Origin of the sequence: Mycolicibacterium komossense, assembly GCF_025822605.1 — a bacterium.
Lineage (GTDB): Bacteria > Actinomycetota > Actinomycetes > Mycobacteriales > Mycobacteriaceae > Mycobacterium > Mycobacterium komossense.
Window position 1 is genome coordinate 1 of record NZ_JACKTY010000045.1, and the last position, 24,104, is coordinate 24,104.

General features: G+C 63.7%; 21 protein-coding genes. 7 read left to right on the forward strand and 14 right to left on the reverse strand.

From position 1 onward, the window contains the following. Positions 1-116: 116 nt before the first annotated feature. From H7J73_RS26700 to H7J73_RS26715, 4 genes are all read right to left on the reverse strand, one after another. A complete protein-coding gene (locus H7J73_RS26700; RefSeq protein WP_264070804.1) occupies positions 117-941 on the reverse strand; it encodes a hypothetical protein in 825 nt (274 codons plus the stop codon). Beyond that, positions 938-1,501, reverse strand: a complete 564-nt coding sequence (locus tag H7J73_RS26705; RefSeq protein ID WP_264070879.1) for a TetR/AcrR family transcriptional regulator — start codon at positions 1,499-1,501, stop codon at positions 938-940. Before H7J73_RS26705 ends, H7J73_RS26700 begins: the two co-directional genes overlap by 4 nt. A gap of 256 nt (positions 1,502-1,757) precedes the next feature. After that, the gene (locus H7J73_RS26710) at positions 1,758-2,207 is read right to left on the reverse strand and encodes an SRPBCC family protein (protein ID WP_264070805.1); all 450 of its coding nucleotides are present in this window, start codon (positions 2,205-2,207) and stop codon (positions 1,758-1,760) included. A gap of 199 nt (positions 2,208-2,406) precedes the next feature. Continuing rightward, on the reverse strand, positions 2,407-4,221 hold the full coding sequence (locus H7J73_RS26715) for a glycoside hydrolase family 15 protein (RefSeq protein ID WP_264070807.1): 1,815 nt from the start codon (positions 4,219-4,221) through the stop codon (positions 2,407-2,409). A gap of 176 nt (positions 4,222-4,397) precedes the next feature. On the opposite strand from H7J73_RS26715, the gene H7J73_RS26720 reads away from it, so the two are divergent. After that, the gene (locus H7J73_RS26720) at positions 4,398-5,165 is read left to right on the forward strand and encodes an SDR family NAD(P)-dependent oxidoreductase (protein WP_264070809.1); all 768 of its coding nucleotides are present in this window, start codon (positions 4,398-4,400) and stop codon (positions 5,163-5,165) included. Positions 5,166-5,207: 42 nt separating this feature from the next. Here the strand turns inward: H7J73_RS26720 and H7J73_RS26725 are convergent, their stop codons facing one another. Beyond that, complete coding sequence (locus H7J73_RS26725) at positions 5,208-6,995, reverse strand: chloride channel protein (protein ID WP_264070811.1); 1,788 nt, start codon at positions 6,993-6,995, stop codon at positions 5,208-5,210. A 68-nt stretch (positions 6,996-7,063) separates the two neighbouring features. Here H7J73_RS26725 and H7J73_RS26730 point away from each other — a divergent pair, with 68 nt between their 5' ends. Next, positions 7,064-7,555: a MarR family winged helix-turn-helix transcriptional regulator gene (locus H7J73_RS26730; RefSeq protein ID WP_264070812.1), complete on the forward strand. Its 492-nt coding sequence runs from the start codon at positions 7,064-7,066 to the stop codon at positions 7,553-7,555. Between the two features lie 45 nt (positions 7,556-7,600). Here H7J73_RS26730 and H7J73_RS26735 read toward each other — a convergent pair whose 3' ends face one another. From H7J73_RS26735 to H7J73_RS26770, 8 genes are all read right to left on the reverse strand, one after another. Then, positions 7,601-8,584 (reverse strand): Acg family FMN-binding oxidoreductase, encoded by a 984-nt coding sequence (locus H7J73_RS26735; RefSeq protein WP_264070814.1) that lies wholly within the window; start codon positions 8,582-8,584, stop codon positions 7,601-7,603. Between the two features lie 41 nt (positions 8,585-8,625). After that, positions 8,626-8,952: a hypothetical protein gene (locus tag H7J73_RS26740; RefSeq protein WP_264070815.1), complete on the reverse strand. Its 327-nt coding sequence runs from the start codon at positions 8,950-8,952 to the stop codon at positions 8,626-8,628. Positions 8,953-9,004: 52 nt separating this feature from the next. Further along, positions 9,005-11,455, reverse strand: coding sequence for a plasma-membrane proton-efflux P-type ATPase (locus H7J73_RS26745; protein WP_264070880.1), 2,451 nt, complete (start codon positions 11,453-11,455; stop codon positions 9,005-9,007). 391 nt (positions 11,456-11,846) lie between these two features. Further along, positions 11,847-12,191, reverse strand: a complete 345-nt coding sequence (locus tag H7J73_RS26750; protein WP_264070817.1) for a DUF732 domain-containing protein — start codon at positions 12,189-12,191, stop codon at positions 11,847-11,849. Positions 12,192-12,247: 56 nt separating this feature from the next. After that, complete coding sequence (locus H7J73_RS26755; protein WP_264070818.1) at positions 12,248-12,679, reverse strand: STAS domain-containing protein; 432 nt, start codon at positions 12,677-12,679, stop codon at positions 12,248-12,250. After that, a complete protein-coding gene (locus H7J73_RS26760; protein WP_264070819.1) occupies positions 12,676-14,424 on the reverse strand; it encodes a sensor histidine kinase in 1,749 nt (582 codons plus the stop codon). The genes H7J73_RS26755 and H7J73_RS26760 overlap by 4 nt, the downstream gene beginning before the upstream one ends. Before the next feature lie 230 nt (positions 14,425-14,654). Then, positions 14,655-15,251: an ANTAR domain-containing protein gene (locus H7J73_RS26765; protein WP_264070820.1), complete on the reverse strand. Its 597-nt coding sequence runs from the start codon at positions 15,249-15,251 to the stop codon at positions 14,655-14,657. 183 nt (positions 15,252-15,434) lie between these two features. After that, on the reverse strand, positions 15,435-16,229 hold the full coding sequence (locus H7J73_RS26770; protein ID WP_264070821.1) for a GAF and ANTAR domain-containing protein: 795 nt from the start codon (positions 16,227-16,229) through the stop codon (positions 15,435-15,437). A 388-nt stretch (positions 16,230-16,617) separates the two neighbouring features. Here H7J73_RS26770 and H7J73_RS26775 point away from each other — a divergent pair, with 388 nt between their 5' ends. The 4 genes from H7J73_RS26775 to H7J73_RS26790 all read left to right on the forward strand — a co-directional run bounded on the left by H7J73_RS26775 (position 16,618) and on the right by H7J73_RS26790 (position 21,155). Beyond that, on the forward strand, positions 16,618-17,469 hold the full coding sequence (locus tag H7J73_RS26775; RefSeq protein ID WP_264070822.1) for a slipin family protein: 852 nt from the start codon (positions 16,618-16,620) through the stop codon (positions 17,467-17,469). After that, positions 17,469-17,771 (forward strand): hypothetical protein, encoded by a 303-nt coding sequence (locus H7J73_RS26780; protein WP_264070824.1) that lies wholly within the window; start codon positions 17,469-17,471, stop codon positions 17,769-17,771. The genes H7J73_RS26775 and H7J73_RS26780 overlap by 1 nt, the downstream gene beginning before the upstream one ends. Continuing rightward, entirely contained in the window at positions 17,768-20,158 is a 2,391-nt protein-coding gene (locus H7J73_RS26785; protein WP_264070825.1) for a phosphoketolase family protein, read from the forward strand. The genes H7J73_RS26780 and H7J73_RS26785 overlap by 4 nt, the downstream gene beginning before the upstream one ends. Before the next feature lie 133 nt (positions 20,159-20,291). Beyond that, positions 20,292-21,155: an ADP-polyphosphate phosphotransferase gene (locus H7J73_RS26790; RefSeq protein ID WP_276031816.1), complete on the forward strand. Its 864-nt coding sequence runs from the start codon at positions 20,292-20,294 to the stop codon at positions 21,153-21,155. A 53-nt stretch (positions 21,156-21,208) separates the two neighbouring features. Here H7J73_RS26790 and H7J73_RS26795 read toward each other — a convergent pair whose 3' ends face one another. Further along, entirely contained in the window at positions 21,209-22,093 is an 885-nt protein-coding gene (locus tag H7J73_RS26795) for a CHRD domain-containing protein (protein WP_264070827.1), read from the reverse strand. A 333-nt stretch (positions 22,094-22,426) separates the two neighbouring features. Between H7J73_RS26795 and H7J73_RS26800 the strand changes: the two genes are divergently transcribed. Beyond that, positions 22,427-23,917, forward strand: a complete 1,491-nt coding sequence (locus tag H7J73_RS26800; protein ID WP_435405587.1) for an FAD-binding protein — start codon at positions 22,427-22,429, stop codon at positions 23,915-23,917. Positions 23,918-24,104: the final 187 nt, after the last annotated feature.

Consider the following 24,104-nt stretch of genomic DNA (forward strand, 5'->3'; position numbering starts at 1 on the left):
CTGGAAATCAAACGCGAACAACAAGCCGCCACCACCTCCTAACCGAGCCTGAAACCCACCACGCATTTCCTGCCAAACACACCGCCAAACTCACAGTGGCCGGGATCAGAGCGGCGCTATGGGTGAGTGACCAGGTACGTCTCGTTGGTCAGTCCGGCAGTGAGCTCGTCGACGTCGAACGGTCGGGCCAACCGGGCGCGGAGTGCGTCACGGTCGATCAGAAGGCTGAGTTCCGCGGTCTGGCGAGCGAAAAGCCTTGTTATGTATGGGTATATTCGACGCATCACTGCCCGCTCGGCCGGTGTGCATCGAGACGCGCAATAACCGACGTGTCCCACCTCGTCGGTGAGAATGTCGCTGTAGAGCAGACTCACGCGCTCGCAGACGTCAGGCTCTTCGGCGAATAGTTCAATGCCGACCCTGCGCAGCTCGTCGAACATCACGCAACCAGCCATCTCGGCGGCTCCGACGAAGAGAATCCCAAGTCGTTCAGGGAGGAAGACCCCGGTCTTTACGAACTGACGCATCACGAATGGTGGTGGCACGACTTGGAATGTCAGGTCGAAGACGTCTAACACACAGGCCAGCAGTCGGGTGTGATAGTGCTCTTCCAGTTCGAGGTACACGCGCTCGGGCGGAAGGTCCTCATCACTGTTGAGACCGTAGGTTTCGCCCAATCCGACGCCGAATCGTTCGGCCTGATTGAGTTTGGCGGTAGCCAAGAGGAACAGCATCTTCTTGTCCAAGCCGGGCTCGGGTTTCCGGCGGCGAAGGTTCCGCAGGAAGGTAGCTCGATCGGCAGGGCGTTGTGACCTGACCGGGTTCAGCTCCAGGCCGCTGAAGAACTCTTCACGGTTCGTCAGTCGGCGGTTGAGCAGATCGGCTTCCCCGTCGCGTCTCTTGAGGAAATCTCGGTATCCACCAATTCTGTTGTCGTTCATCGTGTCTCCATTCCTTTGACCATGGTTGTGACATACCGAGCCACAACGGCATCCGCCGCTGTGGCGTGAGCGCCTGTAGCGAGTAGAGCGAAGAGTCCGGTCAAGAAGAACACTCCCATTTCGGCGGCATCAGCTTGCGATGAGACTCGACCTGCTTCTCGGGCAGCGGTGATCGCACCGATCACGAACTCGGCGAGCGGATGTTCTGATACGTCGTCCTCAATCGGGCGGTTCGCCGAAAAGTGCAGCCCCAGCATTTCGCGGAAGACCACGGGGCCGAGCTGGCGTTCGGCTGCGACTACGCGGCGCACCAGCAGCGACAGCACCGCCACCAAGTCATCGGTGTCGGTCTGGGCAAGGTCGAGTTCAGCGACGATCCTGGCTTCTTCATTGCGCTCCAACTCGATCAGAACGTGTTCCTTGGTCGGAAAATGAAAGTAGAAAGTGCCTCGGGCCACCCCTACTGCGCTGGCGATGGCGGTGACATCGGCACTGGCCAGTCCGGACCGGCCAATCTCGGCCAACGCGGCGTCAAAGAGGCGGGCCCGGGTTTCCAGCATGCGAGCTTGTCGGATACCTCCCACTGCCTTCTCGTCTGATACGGCGCTTCGCGGCTTCACCTGAATGACGGTAGCCCAGTCACTGACGAGCGTCAATGACGAGTGTCAATGAAATGAATCGGTCGATTGGCCAGCCGGCGTCTGCCGCGTGGCCTGCGATATCCAGGTTGCACTCAGGGATCGACGAGCAGAGCCGAAACATGAAGTGCAACAGCAGTTCTAAATGCAACAACGCTCACACTGTCGACGCGGAGGTTTACGATCGCTCGGCTAACTCCTTGAGTCGGTCCAGTGAGGCCCGCAACCGGTCCGGTGTGGTGCTTCGGGCCCGCTGTATCCGCTCGGGGTCGGTCAGTACGGACCAGTCGTAGGTGTGAATGACCCGGGTGCGTCCAGTGTCCAGCGGATCGAGTTCCCATCGCCAAAGATGACCGGGCGGGGCTGCGTCCGGTTCCGACGGCCGCCAGGCGATCAGCCGGCCCTCGCTGAACTCGACCACGTGGTTATGCCGAACGGCACCGTAGGTCAGCGTCATGATGAACACGTCGCCGACGCCGTTCACGCGTTGGCCCGCAGGCGCCTGCGCGAGGTTGTCGTTACCGTCCCACTCCGGCTGACGCGCCGGATCGGCGATGAGCTCGAAGATCATCTCGGCGGGGGCGGCGATCTCTCCGCTGACAGTGACTACCTTGCTGTCGTCAGGCATGCCCGTCATTAAACAACATTCCCACCCTCACTCGGCCGTCGCAATACCAGCCGTCGCTGTCGGCCTCGCAGCCAAAATGTTGCCGCCAGAAACAAATCGCTGAACTCAAGGCCCAGAACGAGACCCTCGAGCAAGCCGCCCGAGCAGCACAGAGGTGCTCCAAGCGAAGGGGCACTGAGGACGCTGCCTCGTCTTTCGCTCAGGCGGGGGGTGCTTCTGATGCGGCGATCGGATGGTTGCTGTGGTGTCCTCGTCCGGCATGCAGTTGCAGGGCACTCGTGACCAGCGGGAAGTGGCTGAACGCTTGCGGAGTATTACCGAGTTGGCGTCCGGCGCCTGGGTCCCATTCTTCGCTGAGCAGCCCGACGTCGTTGCGTAGCGTCAGTAGCCGTTCGAACAACGCGGTGGCCTCGGCTTGGTGCCCAGCCAGGTGCAGGGCGTCGACGAGCCAGAAGGAGCATGCCAGAAACAGCCCTTCGCCTCCGGACAACCCGTCATCGGAGTCGGATGTGTTGTAGCGCTTGACAAGTCCACCTTCGGTGAGCTCATTCTGAATAGCGGCGATGGTGCCCAGTACCCGGGAATCCTTCGGCGGCAGGAATCCGACGCGGGGGATCATGAGCAGAGCCGCGTCGAGGCCGGGGGCGTCGTAGGACTGCGTGAAGGTGTTCCGATCGGCGTCGTAACCGTGAGCGAGCACGTCGGCGTGGATGGTGTCGGCCAGGGCCTCCCACCGATCGGCCGGGCCGGACAACTCGGGATGAGTACGCACCGCAGCGGCCATGCGATTGGCGCCGACCCATGCCAGAACCTTGGAATGGGTGAAATGCCTTCGCGCTCCTCGCATCTCCCACAGTCCGTTGTCGGGTTGGTCCCAGACTCCTTCGAGATGATTCATCAACGCGACCTGCAGATCCCAGGCGTCATCTCGACGAGCGATCCCGGCGTTGCGGGCCAGCGCCAATCCGTCCAGGGTCTCGCCCCACACGTCGAGTTGTAGTTGGTCCGAGGCGGCGTTGCCGGTACGCACTGGTTGGGAGGACTCGTAACCGGCTAGCCAGGGCAGCTCGGATTCGGGAATATAGCGAGTCCCGTCGAGCGCGTACATGATCTTCAGATCGTCGGGCTGGCCGGCGACGGCACGCAGCAGCCATTCGCGCCAGGCCTTCGCTTCGGTGAGGTATCCGGCGGAGATCAGTGCCTGCAGCGTGTACGTGGAGTCCCGCAACCAGCAATAACGGTAGTCCCAGTTGCGGCTGCCGCCGATCTGTTCGGGCAGCGACGTGGTGGCGGCTGCGACGATCCCGCCGGTGGGCTCGTAGGTCAAGGCTTTCAATATGATCAGCGACCGCTTGATGGCATTCCGGTACGGTCCGCGCACCGGATTGCCGTGTCTCGACCAGTCAGTCCAAAATGCGAGCGTGTCGCGCAGGGCGTGTTCGGCATCAACGGGCTTGGGCGACGGTTGATGACTCTGGCTCCAGGTGAGCACGAAGGGCACCCGGTCTCCCGCGCGCACCGTGAACTCCGACACTGTGCTCATCTCGTGTCCCTTGGTGGGCGCCGGGGTGCGCAACCGGACCCGGTTGGGACCGGCCAGAGCTTCGACTCGATCGCCGTGGTGGCGGACCCATGGGACGACCCGGCCGTATTCAAACCGTAGTTTCAGATCAGAGCGCATCGGGACGGTGCCGTTGACGCCTTCGACGATGCGCACCACATCCGGGGAGTGTCCGCGGGGAGGCATGAAATCGATCACCCGAACCGTTCCGTCGGGGGTTGCCCATTCGCTTTCGAGCACGAGGGTGTCGTCGACGTAGCGTCGGCTGGTGCAAGTGTGTCCGGAGGTTGGGGCCAGCGACCAATGTCCGGCATCCGGGGTATCCAGCAGTGCGGCGAAGCAGGCGGGGGAGTCGAACCGGGGAAAGCAGAGCCAATCGATCGACCCGGTGGTGCTCACCAGCGCCGCGGTCTGTAGATCACCGAGTAGGGCGTAGTCCTCGATCCGGGCCATCCCCAGATCATGCCACCGGCAATGAGATCCCTTGCCGGAATGGGATCTTGCTGTGAAAGGGCTGGGGGTAAACGGTCGAAGTGACGTGATCCTGGCTGCAAGCGCTTGGTTTGAGGACGGTCGGCACCGGGGAAACGGCTATGTCGCGAAGCGACTTTCACCGTCAGGAGTGCATCATGTTGCTGCAGAACAAAACAGTTGTCGTCACCGGCGGAAACAGCGGCATCGGCGAGGCCATCGTCCTCGCGGCTGCGGCGGAAGGCGCCAATGTCGTGGTCGACTTCGTCGCGCATCCGGATGAGACCAACGCGTTGATCGCGAAGGTCGAGACGGCAGGCGGTCACGCGTTCGGTGTCAAGGCGGATGTATCCCGACCGGCCGACCTGCACTCCATGATCGGCAAGGCGGTCGACACCTACGGACGGCTCGATGTCCTCATCAACAACGCCGGAATCGAAACTCGCACTTCGTTACTCGACACCACGGAAGCTGATTTCGACAAGGTGGTGGCGGTCAACCTGAAAAGTGCATTCTTCGGGACCCAGATCGCGGCCAAGCAGTTCATCAGTCAGGGCGGGGGCGGTCTGGTGCTGAACATCTCGTCGGTGCACGAGGATTGGCCGATGCCCGGCAATATCGCCTACTGCGTATCCAAGGGTGGGGTCAGGATGTTGGCGCGAACCGCAGCGGTCGAACTGGGGCGTCATGACATCCGAGTGGTGAACATCGCCCCCGGCGCCGTCGCTACGCCGATCAACGCCTCGACAGAAGACGACCCCGAGAAGATGAAAGCCTTGCAGGCGGCGATCCCGCTGCAACGGATGGCGCAGCCCGCCGATATCGCCGACGTCGTGGTCTTTCTTGCCTCAGGTCAGGCGCGCTACATCACCGCGACAACGGTGGTCGTCGACGGGGGAATCATGCAGGGCAGCGTAGGGCTGTGACGCTCGCTGCGGCGCAGCCGGATCAGCAGTGGCATCGTATGGTCACGGATCCTGCTCGGATGCAGCTGGAGTGGCGGGACGGAGCTTGGCCAGCACCGATTCATAGGTGATCCAGCCGATCAGCTCCGTGTGTCCGGAGTTGAGTACCGGTAGTCCGGTGCCGCCGCGGCCGCCGAGCTTGGCGAGTATCTCGTCAGCCGCGGCATCTGCAACGACAGCGGCGGGCAGGCCGACCAGCGTCCTGAGATCGGGTGGCGGGTCGGTGTCCCTGAGCGCTTCGGCGACGTCCTGCGCTGAGACGCACCCGGTATAGCGTCCGTCGGCCCCGATCACCGGCAGCATGCCGAACGGGGATGTCGCCAGCGCCGCGGCGGCGGCGGCCAGCGAGGCCTGATCGCTCAGCGGTTCGGGTGCCGGGATGGCGATGTCGGCGGCGGTGAAGTCTCGGTGTTCTGATGGTGCGGCATCGAGGTCGACACCGCGGCGCCACAGCTTGGCGGTATAGATCGTGTTCTTTGACAACAGATGTCCGGTACCGGCGGCCATCACCACTGCGGCCATCAACGGCAGGATGATCGAGTATTCGCCGGTGAGTTCGAACAGGATGATCACCGCGGTGATGGGAGCGCCGGTGGCCCCGCCGAGTGCCGCGCCCATCCCGATGAGTCCGTAGGCACCGGCTGATTCGGTCACTCCGGGGAACAGATCGTGGGCGACCAAGCCGAACGCCGTTCCGGCCATCGCGCCGATGAACAACGTTGGGGCGAACACTCCGCCCGAACCGCCGATGCCGATGGTCAGGCTGGTCGCCAGCATCTTGCCGACCATCAGGAGCAGCAACATCCCGATCACGTATTTGCCCTCGACCGCGTTCTCCAGAACCGGATATCCGACCCCGTACATCTGCGGCAGGGCGATAAGCAGGCCGCCGAGCAGGATGCCGCCGACCGCTGGGCGGGCCCATTCCGGACCTCGCCACACCCAGTCGCAGGCGTCCTCGACCAGGTAGAGGACTTTCGAGAAGATCACTCCGACGACGCCGACGGCAACTCCGAGCGCGATGTAGAGCAGGTACTCAACCGGGCCGCGGGCGGCGAAGATGGGCAGGGTGAGGAAGGGATGGTCGCCGAGCATGGTCCGCCCGACGACATCGGCGGTGACGCTGGCCAGCACCACCGCGCCGAAGGACTCCGCCGTGAAACTCCGCAGGATCAGCTCTAAGGCGAAGAACGGTCCGGCCAGCGGCGCATTGAAGGTTGCCGAAATCCCGGCTGCTGCGCCGCAGGCGACCAGCAACCGCACCCGCGGGGTGTCCAGGCGTAGCAGCTGGGCAACTGTTGACCCGGCCGCCGAGCCGATCTGCACGATCGGCCCCTCCCGGCCGACCGACCCGCCCCCGCCGATACACAACGCCGACGCCAGGGCCTTGACCAGGCTGACCTGCGGGGCGATCCGGCCGCCCCGATGACTGACTGCGTACATCACTTCGGGCACACCATGCCCGCGTGCCTCCGGCGCGAACCGATGGACCAGGGGTCCGTATACCGCGCCCGCGACAACGGGGGCGAGTAACAGAAACCAAAAGCCCAACCACGGCCAGTGTGTGCTGGCGACCCGGCCGAGCCCCGAGTAGTCGGCGTAGCCGGTGAACATTCGGGTGAATGCCGTTATGAGCCAACGGAATCCGACCGCGCCGAGCCCGGTGACCGCACCGACGGCAACCGCCAGCGGCACCAATGCCGAGGGGCTTCCTCGCAGCCACCGTCCCCAGGCTGCGCGCCGAGCCGCCAAGATCCGGCTCCCTGCGGAGGAGTTGGTGCGATCGGTCATCATTGCAGTATGCAATAGTTGCAGTGAGCATTGGTGTGTGGGACAAGTTTTTTTGCGGAGAGGACGCTATGCCCGGCCAGAACGAGCCAGCCGCCGACGACTCGGTGGATGCCATCACCGACGCTCTGCTGACCGCATCCCGGCTGTTGGTCGCGATCTCTGCCCAATCGATCGCCAATGTCGATGAGACGCTGACGATCCCGCAGTTCCGGACGCTCGTGATCTTGTCGACCCGCGGACCGGTGAACCTGGCCACCCTCGCCGGGCTGCTCGACGTCGCTCCCTCCACGACGGGCAGGATGGCCGACCGCCTGGTTGCCGCCGGCCTGATCGACCGCCAGCCCCACCCCGATTCTCGGCGAGAACTGGTCGTCGAGCTGACGTCACGTGGGCTGGACGTGGTGGCTGCGGTCACCGGACACCGGCGCCGCCGAATTGCCGAGGTGGTTCACAACATGCCGCCTCGTGAACGCCAAGGCTTGGTGCGGGCTCTGGCCATGTTCACCGCCGCCGGTGGCGAGCCATCCGCGGCGCTGGAGGTCGGTGGATTCCTGGCTTGACAATGCAATTCACGATTGATGTAGATGTGCTGCGACCATCTGGGACTACCTGGCCGCTACGAACACGTCACTCAGTGGACGTCGCGGGGTCAGTGGCTGCTCGGGTTCCGCCGTCGGTGCCAGACCGACCCGAATCAACAGCTGCGGAAAAGACTTCCGGCCGATCAGGCTGGCGATGGCATCGCGGCCGGCTTGAGATTCCGTCACGTTGGTCAGCGTGCACGTGGCCAGGCCGGCCATCGTGCATTCCAACAGCACGGTCGACAGCACCTCGCCGCAGCGCACGGCATCGCCGCCGGTGTCGTCATCGGTGGAGAGCACCAGAATCGTCGAGCGGTCTGCTGTGATGTCAGGCCGTCGCTGAGTGTCGCTGCCGACGGGAAAGGAGCGCGCCACATCGACGCGTTCACTCTCGGCGGCGGATACCAGCGAATTGCAGGGAATGCCTTCGGTGGTGTGAAAAGGCGCAGTCCACCAATCCAGCTCGGCATGGTAGGACGAGTCGTACAGCCGTAGAGACTCACTGAGCCGGGATGCCTCGGCCAACGTGTGGCGGACTTCGTCGGCTACCACGTCCAGGTGGGCGTCATTGTCGGAGAATGTGCTGCGAACCATCGGCTCGAACAGTTCCCAGTCCGTTGGGGCGGCGAACGGGAGCCGGTCGGTTCTGCGTTGCGCGATCGCGCCCGCGCGAGCGCGGTGTGCATCGGTGACGAAGCTCAAGGGCGTGAAATCGATCGCCGCCACATGGTCCAGGTTGTTGGGGTTGGGAAACCGCTCCACGTTGATGGTCCACCCGGCGGCCTGCATCGCGACACGCAAATGGTCGAGCACCGCTCCGCAGCTGATCAACGCTTCCCGCCCCGAGCGGTCGGTGGCGTGCACCCATCGTTTCGGATCGGCGAACAGGTTGAGTCCGGCGCTGCCTGCGACCCACCGCCAGGGCTGACTGTTGTGCACCGACGGCGCCCGGCAAGCCAGGCGCACCGCTGCCGTCACGACGTCTGTATCGACCATGATGTGGGACATACTCGGCCTCGAGTTCGTGGTGGTGTGTTGCAGGCGCGTCGTCAGAGAGATCTGGCTGGGTTGCCCCATTGTCCGTCGCCGTGGTCGCGCGTACGTGTGTCCGCGGTCGGCTCTCCGCCATCCGGCGCGCAGCCGGCCTGTCTGAGCATCCGACGCAGATCGACGGTCGTCTGCTCGTCGATGTCTTTGCCTCTCGGAGCTTCGATAACCTCTGTTTCGGGCCCCAATGTCACGGTGAACTTCCCGTTGTGGCCTTCGGTGACGGTCCCGAGGTCTGCGAGCAGAGAGAGAACTTCGCGCCATTCGATATTTCCACCCGCCGGATGATGGAAGAGTTTCTCGATCGTCTGGCGATGGTGACTACTCACGTGCACATTCACTGGTCGTGCCTTTCGTTGTTGTTCCACAGGGTGTTTCGTGTTATGCATCCGCAGGTGTCAGATCATCTACCGGAGCAGAGGTCGGCTTGGCCTTCTTCGCCGGGTCCAGGATGCGGTAGGCGAGGAGTTTGATGCGGTCGCTGAGCAGCGCCCACACCAGCGCGTATCCCCAGACAAACGCGGCCCACTTCCAGCCGAGTGGGGCCATGAACAGCCCGTAGACGGCGATCAGGGTGGCGACGGTCTGGGTGCCGAGGACTGCGAGCAACAGGATGCGGGCGGGCCGAATAGACCAGAACGGGCCCCGGGTGCGGGTCAAGAAGATGGTGAGATGGCCTGCGACGGAAAGCATTAGGTACATCAGGGTTTGTACGCGGGGATGACCGAGGTCGAACACGCGATCGCCCAGGTAGAACAGGCCGAACGCTGCGATCGGCCCGATCACGCCCAGCACGGTGGCGATGCCGAGCACCTGCCGCATGTCCCAGGCTTCGGGCTCGTTGCGGTAGTGCACGTTGTCATAGGCGATGGACAGGATCGCGCCGTCGTTCAGCAGGGCGAGCATCACGATCATGATCGCGGTCAGCGGGTAGAAGTTGAACACCAAAATGGCGACCGTCATGAAGAGCAGGACCCGCAGCGTTTCGGCGATGCGGTACATCGCATAGCTGTTCATCCGCTGGAAGATCTTGCGGCTCTGCTTGATCGCTTCGATGATCACCGACAGCCCCGGGGTCAGCAGCACGATATCGGCGGCCGCCCGGGCAGCGTCGGTGGCCCCGGACACGGCGATGCCGCAATCGGCCTTCTTCAGGGCAGGGGCGTCGTTGACGCCGTCGCCGGTCATGCCGACGATGTGGCCGCGCTGCTGCAGAACGTCGATGATGTGGTACTTGTGCTCGGGGAACACCTGGGCGAAACCGTCAGCGGTCTCTATCGATTCGGCTACCGCCGCCGACTCGCTCTTCGTGGTGTCGCCCAAGCCCGCGGCGTCGAGGATGTGGGTACCCAGACCGATCTTGGCGGCGGTCTCCTTGGCGATGGCCAACGCATCACCGGTGACCATCTTGACGGTGACGCCCATCGCATGTGCGGTGGCGATAGTCGCGGCCGCATCATCACGCGGTGGGTCGAACAGCGGCAGCACACCGGCGAACTGCCAGCCGCCGTCGCCAGTGTCGCCGTCGGCGCGGGCCACGCCCAATGACCGGAAGCCTCGCGCGGCGAAGTCGTTGACGGCCTCATCGACGGCCGAGGAAATCTGTGCGGAATTCGCGGCCAGCGCCAGGATGACCTGCGGGGCGCCCTTGGTGACCCGGAACGTCGCCCCGTCGGCGGCGGTGACGGCAGCCTCGGTGCGCTTGTGCACGGGGTCGAAGGGTTTGAAATGGGTGACGATGTATGGCTTCAAGGCTGTGGCGTCGTCGAGTCCGCCGAGCACCGCCCGGTCGATCGGGTCGTCGTTGTCGGCGCGGGAAGCCAGGGCGCCGTCGAGGATCACCGTCGCCGGGGCGACGCCGTCCACGGCGAACGGGGTGCCCAGCGTGAGGGAGTTCTGCGTCAAGGTGCCCGTTTTGTCCGCGCACAGTACATCCACGCCGGCGAGTTCCTCGATGGCCACCAGCCGGCTGACGATGGCCTGTTTCTTGGCGAGTAGTCGTGCCCCGACGGCCATCGTCACCGACAGCACTGTCGGCATGGCCACCGGGATGGCCGCGACGGTCAGCACCAGGGCGAACTGCAGGGTGGTCAGGACCGGGTCGCCGCGCAGGATCGCCGCCACGACGATGAGCGACACCAGTGCGACCGCGAGGATGATCAGGTAGTTGCCGATCTTGAGCACGGCGCGCTGGAAATGGCTGACCGTGTGTGCGTCCTGGACCAATTCGGCAGTCTTGCCGAAGTAGGTGCCGGTGCCGGTGGCATACACCAGGGCGCCGATCTCACCCTGCCGGATGATTGACCCGGAGAACACCGCGTCACCGGTGGCGCAGGTGGCGGGCAGCGACTCACCGGTCAACGCCGACTGATCGACCTCGATCTCATCGCCATCCAGCAGTCGCGCATCGGCGGGAACGATATCGCCCAGCCGCAACCGGATGACGTCACCAGGCACCAATTCGCGCGCCGGTGCACTGACCCATGCGCCGTCGCGGACGACGCGCGCGTTGATCGCCAGCTTGGCTTTGAGCGCCTCGATGGCGTTGCCCGCCTGCCGTTCCTCGGTATAACCGACCACACCGTTGGCGACCAGCAGCAGCAGGATGATGAAGAAGTCCGGCCAGTGCCCGACCGCCCCCGAAAGAATGACGGCGATCTCGATCATCCACGGGATCGGACCCCAGAAATAGCCGAGGAACTTCAGCACAGGGTTGGTTTTGTGTTCAGCGATCTCGTTCGGCCCGTAGCGGGCCAACCGCTTCGCCGCCTCGGCCGTACTCAGCCCATCCGGTGAGTAGCCAAGATCCTTCTGCGCCTTGACTAATGGCATCGACTTGAATCCGGCATCCGGTCCGGTGGCGTCCACAGCGGGCGGTGGTGCGGTCTTCGGCGTGTCGGTCGTCATTGGGTCCGATCCTCAGGCGGCATCCCCGCCGCCGGTGGATGCCGTGGGTGATCCGGATGGTCGTGCCGGATGAGGCACATTACGCTGGCGATCGGAAAGTATTGCACCGGAGCCGTTTTCGTCTCCCGGTGTGGGTCTGGGGTCTTCATGGTGATTCCCGGGGTGCGGTGCTCACCGACGTGTTCGGCACGAGCGACTGCTCTGTGAGAGGCGGCGGCGGACAGCCGTCCTCATTCCGGACTTGTTGAGCTTCCCAACGTTGTCGACGCTACACCCCTCGGGTGCGTCCGCAACGGTCCAGGAATTTCCGGACATTTTACGGGGTCTGCGGGCACAAGTTGTCGATCGCGGTGGTCACCACGCCCTGGGCCTGAGCTCGAGTGATGCCGTTGGTGCTGGCGGTGGCGGAACCGGCGAACACTTTGTCGGCTGCGGCGACGGGCGACATGTCCGCCGCCAACGCATGACAGATCGTCCAGCCCTCGGCGACGAGGCCCTGCGCACTGACCGCGGGACCCATGCCTTGGGTAGTGAGATCGTCCAGATAGGCAACCTCGTTGGGTGCGAAGCCATCTCCGTTGCTTGCTTGGGCAATGGGTGCGATGCTCAGCGCTACCGCGCTCATCAGCAGGGGGCTGAGCAATTTCGTGGCGAGGTTCATCGTGCTCTTCCGTCCCGGTCGTTACCTCCGATCATGTCGCCGAGAAGCTGGAGCCGCTAGGGCCGATCAGCGACTATTGGCAGGGCTAAAGACCTCACATCGAATGACCGTCGTGTGGCTGTGCAGTTCATTGCCGTCAGGGCGTCCTCGACAGTGGGATACAGGTCGATGACGTCGCCGATACCCAGCAGCGTGAACAGCCTGCCGATCGCGGGAGCTTTCGCGACGACGCCAAACCGGGTCGGTGGAACAATTCCGGCTCGCGCGGTTAGCAGCACCCTCGTGCCGGCAAGGGCCAAGAATTCCACCGCAGACAGATCGACGATGATCCCGTGCGGTGCCTGTGCTGCCCCCGTGATCGCCACAGTCAACCAAGGCGCGGTCAGCATGTCCACACTTCCTGCGGCTTCGATCACGACGACCCCGTCGAACCAGCGTTCGGCAACGGTGAAGCTCTCGCAGCCCTCGACGGGCATTGCTGCAGTCATAACAGCGGGGCCGACCAACGCAGCACGCTGCCGCCGTCCTCAGCATCGGCAAGCGTGAATTCACCGGCGGCTTGCTGCGCACGGTCACCCAGATTGCGCAGGCCGCTACCGGTGATGTCTCCGGTGAGGCCGTGTCCGTTGTCTACGACCTCGATGCACAGTTCGTCATCGACGGTGACCGTGACTTTCAGTGTGCTTGCGCCGGAATGGCGTACAGCATTGCTCACCGCTTCGCGCAGGACGGCTTCGGCGTGGTCGGCGAGCGGGGGCTCGATGACCGACAGCGGGCCCACGATTTGGACCGTGGTGCGGATGTCGGGGCTGGCGAACTGCGCGACCACCTCGTCGAGACGTTGCCGGAGCCGCGTACTACCTGTCGCTCCGCCGTGCAAATCGAATATCGCGGCCCGGATCTCCTGGATGACACTGTGAAGATCGTCGATGCTATCCGATAGTCGGTGCTGCACTTCTTGAGTTCGCGCCCGCGGGATCGTCCCTTGCAGCGCCAGCCCGACGGCAAAGAGCCGCTGGATCACGTGATCGTGTAGATCTCGGGCGATCCGGTCGCGATCGCTGAGAATGTCGAGTTCGCGCATCCGCCGTTGGGAGCTGGCCAGCTGCCACGCCAGGGCCGCCTGGTCGGTGAAGGCCGCCATCATCTCGAGTTGGGCTTCACCAAACGGTCGGGAACCCTTACGTCGCAGTGCAATCACGACACCGGCGGCAGTGTCGGTGGTGCATAGCGGAAGGATGAGCGCCGGGCCGGCGTTGTCCACACCGTCGATCGAGGTGTCCATCTTGTCAAGGCGGCGCGGGGTGCGAGTGGTGAATGCCTGTCCGATCGTAGTATCCGGGATCCGGATGCGCTGAGCTCTTGTCGAGTCATCCTCTGCGCCAGCGACTCCGACGATGAGTAGTTCGACTGCCTCCGCGGTGGGCAGGTAACCGTCGAACGGCATGGCAATCAGGATGGTCTCCGCCCCCGTCAGCTTCATCGCTTCTTCGGCGATCACGCGGTACACGGTGGCAGGATCGGACCCGGAGAGCAGTTCGGTGCCGATGTCGCGGGTCGCTTCGATCCAGGTCCGACTCGTCTGCGACAGTTCGTAGAGTCGAGCGTTCTCGATGGCGATGCCTGCGGCCGAGGCGAGTGCCCGCACCAGTGTCTCGTCATCCTCGCTGAAGGGTTGCCCGTTGACTTTCTCAGTGAGATAGATGGTTCCGTACACTTCGTCGCGGATCAGGACCGGCATGCCGAGGAAGCTGCGCATGGGCGGATGGTTGGGTGGGAACCCGACCGATGCGGGGTGTTGGGAGATATTGTTCAGCCGGATCGGGGACGGATCGTCGACGAGCGCCCCGAGTACACCGTGGCCTTCCGGCAAGGGCCCGATCAGAGCGCGCGCGTCTTCATCGATGCCCTCGTAGATGAACTCGGTGAGCTGATGCCCGTCGCCCCGGACTCCCAGCGCCCCGTATCCGGCGTCCACCAACTTGATGGCCGTGTGCACGATGGCGCGCAGGGTCGCGTCGAGGTCGAGCCCCGAGGTGACAACCAGCATCGCGTCGATGAGTCCGTTGAGGCGATCACGGCTCGTCGCGATCTGGTCTACCCGGTCCTGAATCTCGAAGAGCAGCTCAGTGAGACGCAGCGCGGACGCCTCACGGCGAACCGAGGCTCCGTGCCCGTCGTCCTGTACTACGAGGCCGTTGGCTGAATCGCAAATTGCGTCAAGCTCTCTCATGATTGTCGGTACGTTTGCAGTTTTCACCGGCTGTCCGTTCGGGAGTGAGGCCGCTGCCTAGTGGCCATCCGCTGGGCATTGAATTGCCTCTGGGGACACAGGGGGAGGTGAGGGTCACCGGCGTGTTCGGTGCGAGCTCTTGCTCTGCGAGAGGCGGCAGCGGACAGCCACTCTCATCCCGGACCAGTTGAGTTTCTCAACATCGTTGACGCTACACCCCAGGGGTCTATTCAGTACATGTCGAAGTGGCCGTCGCCGTCGGAGGTGATCTTGTCGAGGATGAGCCGGGCCACGCTGTGTCGGTCGGTCCGGTTATTCATGGCCTGGGCGTCGAGTTCCCAGCTGGCTTGTTGCGGACTGTAACCGCGTCCGATGAGGACCCCGATGGCCTGGTTGATCTCTGAGACGGCCTGCAGTTTGGGGGTGGTGTCGGGCCAGGAGGTGATACCGAGATGCTGATCGAGGGTGAAGTCCGCCGGCGGTCGCCCGGTGAGCCAGGTCAGATCCGCTGCGAGATCGACAAACGCACCCGGCGCCCCGGCGTAGAAGATGACGGCCACTGAAAGACCGTCGCCGGCCCCGGCGATGGGCAGCCGCACCCGCAGTGACGTGCGGATGTCACCGTCGACCACACCGGCGGCCAGGGTGCTGATCGTGAAGGGCGGATTGCTTTGCGGGACAAGCATACTCAAACCAAGGTAGGTCGGGATGGCGGCGGTGGCCTCGAGTGTCAACTGATCCAGGCTGTGGGTGATGTCGGCGCCGGGGTCATCTAATGCTGCGGTGAGGATGTTCAGACTGGCGGCCATCGCCGCGGTGATCTTCACGAGTTGAGTGCTCCGCTGGGCGCTCCCGAGCGCCGATCACGCGTGCCGAAGCCGAACGAGGCGAGTCGCCGCAGACGGTGGAGGGTGCGGGCTATCGGTCAGGACCGGTCCCGAGCTGTGCCTCCGCTGCCAAATCTACGCGTGCGGTGCCCCACAACCGCAACCCGGCCGGGATAAAGCGGTTCAGGTCGGGTTGTGCCGGGCGCGCGCGCGGCGGACCGCCTCGTCGACAATGCGTTGCGCCACGTCGCCCAGTTTGCGATGCTCAGCCTGGCTGATCGCCCGCAGTTGGGCGAACGCCTCCTCGGCGCTGCGCCCAGTGCGTCCGCGAAGCAGCCCGATCGCTTGATCGATTACCGGGCGGGTGGACAGCGCGGTCTGCAACTGGGCAGCCAGGGCTTTTGCCTTGGCGAGAATTTGGGCGTTGTGCACTGCGACCGCTGCCGGTTTGGCGAACAGTTCCCCGAGTTCAGCGGCGTGCTCGTCGAAGACGTCTTTGTCATGGGCATAGACGTTGATCGCGCCGACTACCTGCCCCGGTAGTAGCAGCGGCAGCGACAGCGCGCTGTGCACGCCCAATCTGCCCACCCGCGGGCCGAACCGCGGCCACATCTTCTCGCCACCCAGCGACCCGGAACGTACGGTCCGGCGTTCCAACGCTGCCGTGATGCACGGACCTTCGTTCAGCGTGACGTACTGAATTTCGTCGATTTCGGCGACAAAGGGCGCGCTCGCCGCGAGCGCTTCGATCGTGTTGTCCGCCCGGTCAACCTGCAGCAGGGTCACCCCCGCGCCTTCGGCGCCGGGGATCGCATGCACGGCGAAGGCTGCGACTTCGGCCAACAACTCGGGGAGCCCGCGACTCCCGGACACTAGACCGGCCAATTCCCCCATGGCGGCCTTCAGGTCGGCGGCGTCGGCGCTGGCCCGTTCTGGGGTCAGCGACCCGGCGGGGATGCTGTCGGTGAACTCCGTCATTCCTATGCCACCTGCGCTCATTTGGTCCACGAAGGACCTGGCATATCCATGCAGCCCACGGCTGCGAGGTGGATAGCTAGCCTCAGGGTACCGCCGCGAAGGGCTCCCGACGACCGCTGCGCAGCCTGTTTGTCTGGGATTGGGAGCGTGTGCGTAGGTCGCAATCCGGTGTAACGTTGCAGGTGCTGAGAATTTCAGCTGGTTTGGGATGAGTTCGGCTGTCCGCCGCGGAACTCCGGAGCGTTTGCTCCAAGGCCCCACATGCCGGTGATCATCTGCACCTCAGGATCGCCATGACTGTTCCTCAGAGTTTCCCCGTTCGATACAGCTCCACTCGATCTGCTTCCGCAGTCACTGGTGGGCACGGCGCGCCGACGGGTCCCCGGCGATGAGCGCGCTCGTTATCGCGGTCGTCGTTCTCGTCGTCGTTGTACTGCTGCTGGCCGCGATGTCGGTTCGGGTGGTTAAGCAGTACGAGGATGGCGTGTTGTTCCGGTTGGGTCGGGTGATCGGTGAGCGTCATCCTGGGTTGCGGTTCATTATCCCTTATGTTGATGTGCTGCATAGGATTTCGTTGCGGATTGTGACGATGCCGATTCAGTCTCAGGGGATCATCACCCGCGACAATGTCAGTGTCGATGTGTCGGCGGTGGCTTATTTCAAGGTGGTCGACGCGGTGAAGTCGGTGGTGGCGATCGAGAACGTCTATTCGGCGATTGATCAGATCGCGCAGACCACGTTGCGCAAGGTGGTCGGTCAGCACACATTGGATGAGACGTTGTCGGAGACCGACAAGATCAATCTTGATATCCGGGCGATTCTGGATGTGACGACGATCGAGTGGGGCGTGCAGGTTACTTTGGTGGAACTCAAGGACATTCAGTTGCCCGACACGATGAAGCGGGCGATGGCCCGCCAAGCTGAGGCGGAGCGGGAGAAGCGGGCGAAGATCATTGCTGCCGAGGGTGAGTCGATGGCGGCGGCGGCGTTGGGTGATGCGTCCGACACGATGATGGCTCATCCGTTGGCGTTGCAGTTGCGCAATTTGCAGACGTTGGTTGAGCTCGGGGTGGACAAGAACACGACTGTGGTGTTCCCTGCGCCGTTGATGTCGACGATCGCCGAGCTCGGATCGTTTCTGGCCCGTGAGGGCGCCGCGGCAGTCGACCCACAGCTGCAGTCACCGATCCCGGAACCGGTGGCGATAGCCAACGGATCCGCTGGCCCGGGGATTCGGTGATGATCGTCGGCCTGGTCTTCCTGTCGTTGATCGGCTGGGGCTACTGGCTGATGTTCCGCGACGCGCGAGAAACCTCGGTGACAACGCCGCCCACCGCAGCGGGTCGGAGCGGGGCGAGCGCAACGACTGCTCTCGGGCTCGAAGACGATCCTGATCGGTGGCGCGTCACCCGCGGCGCCTGGACCGCGTTGGACGAGTGTCAGCTCATCCGACTGCTGACGGACTCCGCGCTACGGCACCCACCGGCGCCGAACGTCATCGACACCAGCGTGCCCAAGACCGAACACGAGGACACCCCATGACGATCGCCGCACCGCTGTTACCCGACACCCGCACACTGGAACCCGAACTGCTGCATCGGATGGACGCATACTGGCGGGCAGCGAATTACCTGTCGGTGGGCCAGATCTATCTCTACGACAACCCGCTGCTGAAGCGGCCGCTGGAACTCTCGGATGTCAAGCCGCTTGTCGTCGGGCACTGGGGGACGACGCCGGGGCAGAACTTCATCTACGTACACCTCAACCGCGCCATCACGAAGTACGACCTGGACATGTTCTACATCGCCGGCCCCGGTCACGGCGGGCCGGCGCTGGTCGCCAACACCTACCTTGAAGGCTCCTACTCCGAGATCTATCCCGACGTCAGTCAGGATGAGGCCGGGATGACGAAGCTGTTCACCCAATTCTCTTTCCCCGGAGGCATTTCCAGCCACGTCGCGCCGACGACGCCGGGATCGATCCACGAAGGCGGGGAACTCGGCTACTCGCTGAGTCACGCCTTCGGTGCCGCGTTCGACAACCCGGACCTGGTTGTCGCCTGCGTCATCGGCGACGGTGAAGCCGAGACCGGTCCGCTGGCCACCGCCTGGCAGTCGACCAAGTTCCTCGATCCCATCGGGGATGGGGCGGTGCTGCCGATCCTGCATCTCAACGGGTACAAGATCAGTAACCCCACCATCCTGGCCCGCATCGAACCGGAGGAACTCGACCAGTTCCTGCGCGGCTGCGGCTGGGAACCGCGCTACGTCGAAGGCGACGATCCCGAGGCTATGCACGAGTTGATGGCCACCGTCCTCGACGAGACGATCGACACCATTCACACCATCCAGCGCAACGCCCGCAGTCTGGGCGATAGCACCCGACCGCGGTGGCCGATGATCGTGCTCCGGTCACCGAAGGGCTGGACCGGGCCGAAGTTCGTGGACGGCGTGAAGATCGAAGGAACATTCCGCGCGCATCAGGTGCCGCTGCTGGTCGACGAGGCCCATCCCGGACACGTCGGACAGCTCGATGACTGGATGCGCAGCTACAAACCCAGCGAGCTCTTCGATCACACCGGTCGCCTGCTGCCCGAGCTGGCCGCACTCGCTCCCCGCGGACAGCGGCGGATGGGTGCCAACCCGCACACCAACAGCGGAGTGGTGCGCGACCTGGCGATGCCCGATTACCGCACCTACGCTGTGGCGGTGGCCTCGCCCGGCGCGGTGGAGAGCGAAGACACCCGCGTGCTGGGCGACTTCCTGCGTGATGTCATCACCGCCAACGACGTTGCCCACAACTTCCGGCTCTTCGGGCCTGATGAAACCCTGTCGAACATGCTCGGCGCGGTCTTCGAGGTCACCGACAGGCAGTGGGAGGCCCGCACCGTCGATACCGACGAGGACCTGGCAACCCAAGGGCGCGTGCTGGATTCGATGCTCAGCGAGCATCAGAGCGAAGGCTGGCTGGAAGGGTATCTTCTCACCGGGCGGCATGGGCTGTTCAACTGCTATGAAGCGTTCATCCACATCGTCGACTCGATGTTCAACCAGCATGCCAAATGGCTCAAGGTCACCGGGCAGCTGCCGTGGCGTCGTGACATCGCGTCATTGAATTACTTGCTCGCGTCCCATGTGTGGCAGCAGGACCACAACGGGTTCACCCACCAAGACCCCGGCTTCCTCGACCATGTCGTCAACAAAAAAGCCGATGTCGTCCGGGTCTATCTGCCGCCGGACGCCAATTGCCTGCTGTCGGTGGCTGATCACTGCCTGCGCAGCCGGCACTACGTCAACGTCATCGTCGCGGGCAAACACCCGATGCCCCAATGGCTCGATATCGACGAAGCCCAGGTGCACTGCACCGAGGGCATCGGTATCTGGGAGTGGGCCGGCAACGACCGCGGCGTCGAACCCGACGTGGTGCTGGCCTGCTGCGGGGACACCCCAACTCTGGAGGTGCTGGCGGCGGTGTCGATTCTGCGGAACCACTTGCCGGAGTTGAAGATTCGCGTGGTCAACGTGGTGGACCTGATGAAACTGCAGTCCGCCAGCGAGCACCCGCACGGGTTGAGTGACGGCGACTACGACGCCCTGTTCACCACCGACAAGCACATCATCTTCGCGTTCCATGGCTACCCGACTCTGATCCATCGGCTCGCCTACCGGCGTACCAACCGGAATTTGCACGTCCGCGGTTACAACGAAGAAGGCACCATCACCACACCCTTTGACATGCGCGTACAGAACAAACTCGATCGCTTCCATCTCGTCATGGACGTCATCGACCGGTTACCACAGCTCGGCGCGACGGGTGACTATCTCAGACAGACGATGGCCGACAAGCTTGTCGAGCACACCGCTTACATCAATGTCCACGGCCAGGACCTCCCCGAAATCCGCAACTGGACTTGGAACTCCACCCGATGACGACATCTGCGGCGCGAGTCCCGGTCATGGTGGTCTCCGCACCAGCCCGCGATCTTCTACACAGGCCCAGCGCCCCCACGGATCACGTTTTCCATGACGGCGATAATCAGCCGACGTCGTCGTGACCGCCACTATGACGATCGACGCGACAGGTTTTCGGGTGGCATCCCGTCTCCGCGTTGATCTTGCCGACGTGCCGACTGCGGTGACAGCCCTCTACGAGTCGCACAAGAACTATAAGAAACAGCTGAAGAAACACGTCGAGAAACTCGCCGCGCTGCAGCAACTGCACTACGCCTCCGATCAGTGGGCGCTGCTGGTGATCTTTCAAGGCATGGATGCCGCCGGCAAAGACGGCGCGATCCGCCACGTGATGTCGGGTGTGAATCCCCAAGGCTGCCAGGTATTCAGCTTCAAACAACCCACCGATCAGGACCTCGAACACGACTTCCTCTGGCGCACCACCTGCAACCTGCCCGAACGCGGACGGATCGGCATCTTCAACCGCTCCTACTACGAGGACGTCCTCATCGCCCGCGTCCACCCCGACATTCTGCGCGGACACGGGTTGCCCGATCAGTTGATCGATCAGAAGAGCCTCTGGAAGCAGCGCTATCAGTCGATCCGCGACCTCGAGACCCACCTGCACCGCAACGGAACCCAGATCGTCAAGATCTTTCTGCACCTGTCGAAAGATGAACAGGCCCAACGGTTCCGTGCCCGAATCGACGCGCCGGAAAAGAACTGGAAGTTCAGTCTCGCCGACATCCACGAACGGTCCTTCTGGGACACCTACCAGCAGGTGTACGGCGAGTGCCTGCAAGCAACCAGCACCGAGCAGGCGCCCTGGTACATCGTGCCGGCCGATGACAAGGACAACGCCCGCCTCATCGTCTCTCAGATCGTGCTAGATACCCTCGACGGACTCAAGATGGTCTACCCCGAAACCACTTCTGAACGTCACGAGGAGTTGGAGTCGTTCCGAAGTCAGCTCTGACGGCTCGTCGAGGAGTGCTTCAGCCGGTGCACCACGCCTGGTGAAGCGCCCGTCTACTTGCCGACGTTGCCGCAGATGATGGGCTGGAAGTAGAGGGTTGGCTGCCCGTTTTGTTCGATCTGGTCGGCCGATCCGAGGTGGACGTTGATGTACCAACCCGATGCCGGTGGAGCCTGATCGACGTTCTGGATGACGGTGTTCGCCTGGGCGTTACCGTCGGGCGAGGCCACCAGATCGGGGAGTGGGTACTTGACGGCGCCCTGAGAGTCGCATGAGCCGAGATGGATATGTATCGCATGGCCGCTGCCCGGGACGAGACCGCTCGCGGTAGCGGCCACGGACAGTGTTTTCTTCGCCGGATCGTAGGCCAATGTCGCCGACCCCTGTGGGTGCTGGCCAGGTGCTGGCAGTGGCGCCATAGTCAAGTTTGTCGAGGCGGCAGGGGTGATGTCGGCACAGGAAATGGGCGTGTATCCAAGCGAATCCGGGCTGCCGAGTTGGTCGGCCGGAGCCAGATGGATGTTGAGTAGCGTACCGGCGGCAAGCCCGGACGCGGAGGGCTGCGAGCTGCTGACGGTGGTGTCGATCGCTCCGACGTTGTCGGCGGTGACGTCAGGAAACGGCACCAAGACGTTCCCCTGAGCTTCGCAGCTGCCTTGATGGATGTGCATCGCATGACTGCTGCCCGGGGTGAATCCGGACATCTGCAGCTTGGCGGTGATGCTCTTGGTCTGGGGGTCCCAGCTCAGTGACACTGTGCCGGACGGCTGGCTGGTGAGCGGCACGCTGATCGGCGGACCGGCGGCTACCGTGGATGCGGGTGCAGTCGAGGTCGAGGATTGGGTGGTACTGGAGCTGCAGGCTGCGACGGTCGCGGTGGCCATGGTGACCACACCCATAACCCGTACGGATTTCGACACCCACGTGATGGTTTTCATGACTCTGCTCCCAGGTTAGTCCGGTGCCGCCCAGTGCCCGGACCGCGTCCGTTGTCCGAGAGCGCACTCAGAAGTGCTATCCAGCAATATGTTTCATCAACAGATGGCCACCAGAAGCTGGAAAATTCTGTGTGATGGCTAGGCTGATATCAGGCGCTCGTACCCCGGAGGATGTCGGCGTGTGCGGCTCGAGCGGTAGCTCCTCGAATTCGGCGGCGGACGGCCGAACTCGATCCGGACTGGCTGAAGGGCTCAGCACTGGGAACGCTACGCCTTTGCGCCGCCTCCCGCTAGATCAATCGATGTCGACCGGGCGGTTGCCGCCGACGCACCATGTGCACCATTGCGAGCGATCGAGCGATACCCCGGCATGAGTGCCGGCCCGACGACAATTGCGCGGTAAGTACGACGGCGTATTCCGGCGGCGGCGGGACCTGGTATCCGTGCAACCCGGTGCTCATCCGTTCCGGCACCGACGACACAATGGCCGATGCCGTGCAGTACTTCCACGCAGTCGTCGGTGACCGCACACCCCGTGACCTGCAGGACACTTACGTGCGCACCGGAGCCGAGCTCATCGAGTATCTCGAGGCCGATTCTCACTTCGAGTTCGCGGTGCTTCCCTGGCCGGACTACTACGGCTCTGTCCCGGGAGCGCGCAACGACGGATACCGCCATATCGTCCCGGTTCCCTTGCCCGACAGTGAATTGGGAGCTTACGCCGGACTGGTTCGAGGCCCACTCGACACGGAGCGACACGGGGTACCCGCTCCTGATGAGCTCTCAGGCGGGCGCGCCCTGGTGGGGCGTTTCCTCGCAGCCCTGAACAAGTTCCCCAACGCCCAATGCTGGCGCGACGCCCCACTGCAGGAACTGATCACCGATAACGACCGGATCGTGGGTGCCGTGATTCAGCGCACCGACGGCGCGGTGCGGGTAGGCGCCCGACGCGGAGTTCTGCTGGCGGCCGGCGGATTCGAGCACAACGCCGCTATGCGCAGCGAGTATGGTGTGCCTGGGAGTGCGACGGACACCATGGGCGCCCCGGGGAACACCGGAGCAGCTCATCACGCCGCCATCGCGGCAGGAGCCGACACCGATCTCATGGATCAAGCGTGGTGGTCACCAGGGCTGACACATCCAGACGGTCGCTCAGCGTTCGCGCTCTGGTTCACCGGAGGTATCTTCGTCAACCAGGACGGTAGGCGATTCGTCAACGAATCCGCACCCTACGATCGACTAGGGCGCGCCGTACTCGCTCAAATCGATTCTGGTGAAACCCAATTGCCCTTCTGGATGGTTTACGACAGCCGCGACGGCGCCATCCCTCCAGTGCAAGCCACCAACGTGTCCATGGTCGCCGAATCCGAATACCGGGAGACGGGGTTGTGGCATTCCGCCGACACCATCGCCGAACTCGCGGCCGCCATCGGAGTCCCTGCCGACAATCTCGAAGCCACCATCGAACGCTTCAACAAGTTGGCGGCAAGCGGCACGGACGAGGACTTCGGGCGCGGCGACGAAGCCTACGACCGCGCGTTCTTCGGAGGCGAATCGCCGTTGATCCCCATCGACATCCCGCCGTACCGGGCCGCGGCGTTCGGCGTCTCCGACCTGGGCACCAAAGGTGGCGTGCGGACTGACACGCACGCGCGGGCGTTGCGTCCCGACGGATCCCCCATCACGGGACTCTATGCAGCGGGTAACACGATGGCCGCCGTCAGCGGCACCACCTACCCCGGCGGCGGCAACCCTATTGGCGCCTCCCTGTTGTTCAGCTTTATCGCCGCTCGCCACATGGCGGCCCTGGCACCGACTCCTTGACCGTACGCGTCGGCTAAGCGGCGGCGGGAAACATTGAGAGTCAAGGGAATCAGGTGGGTGGTGCAGCGGGCCTGTGATGCCAGTTCCTCGTAGACGTCGTACACAAGTCTTGCGATATCGTGTTGATCGACTCCTGGGTTTTTGGCGCATAGCGTCGCGGACACATATTCGAGCTCGTCGCTGGTTA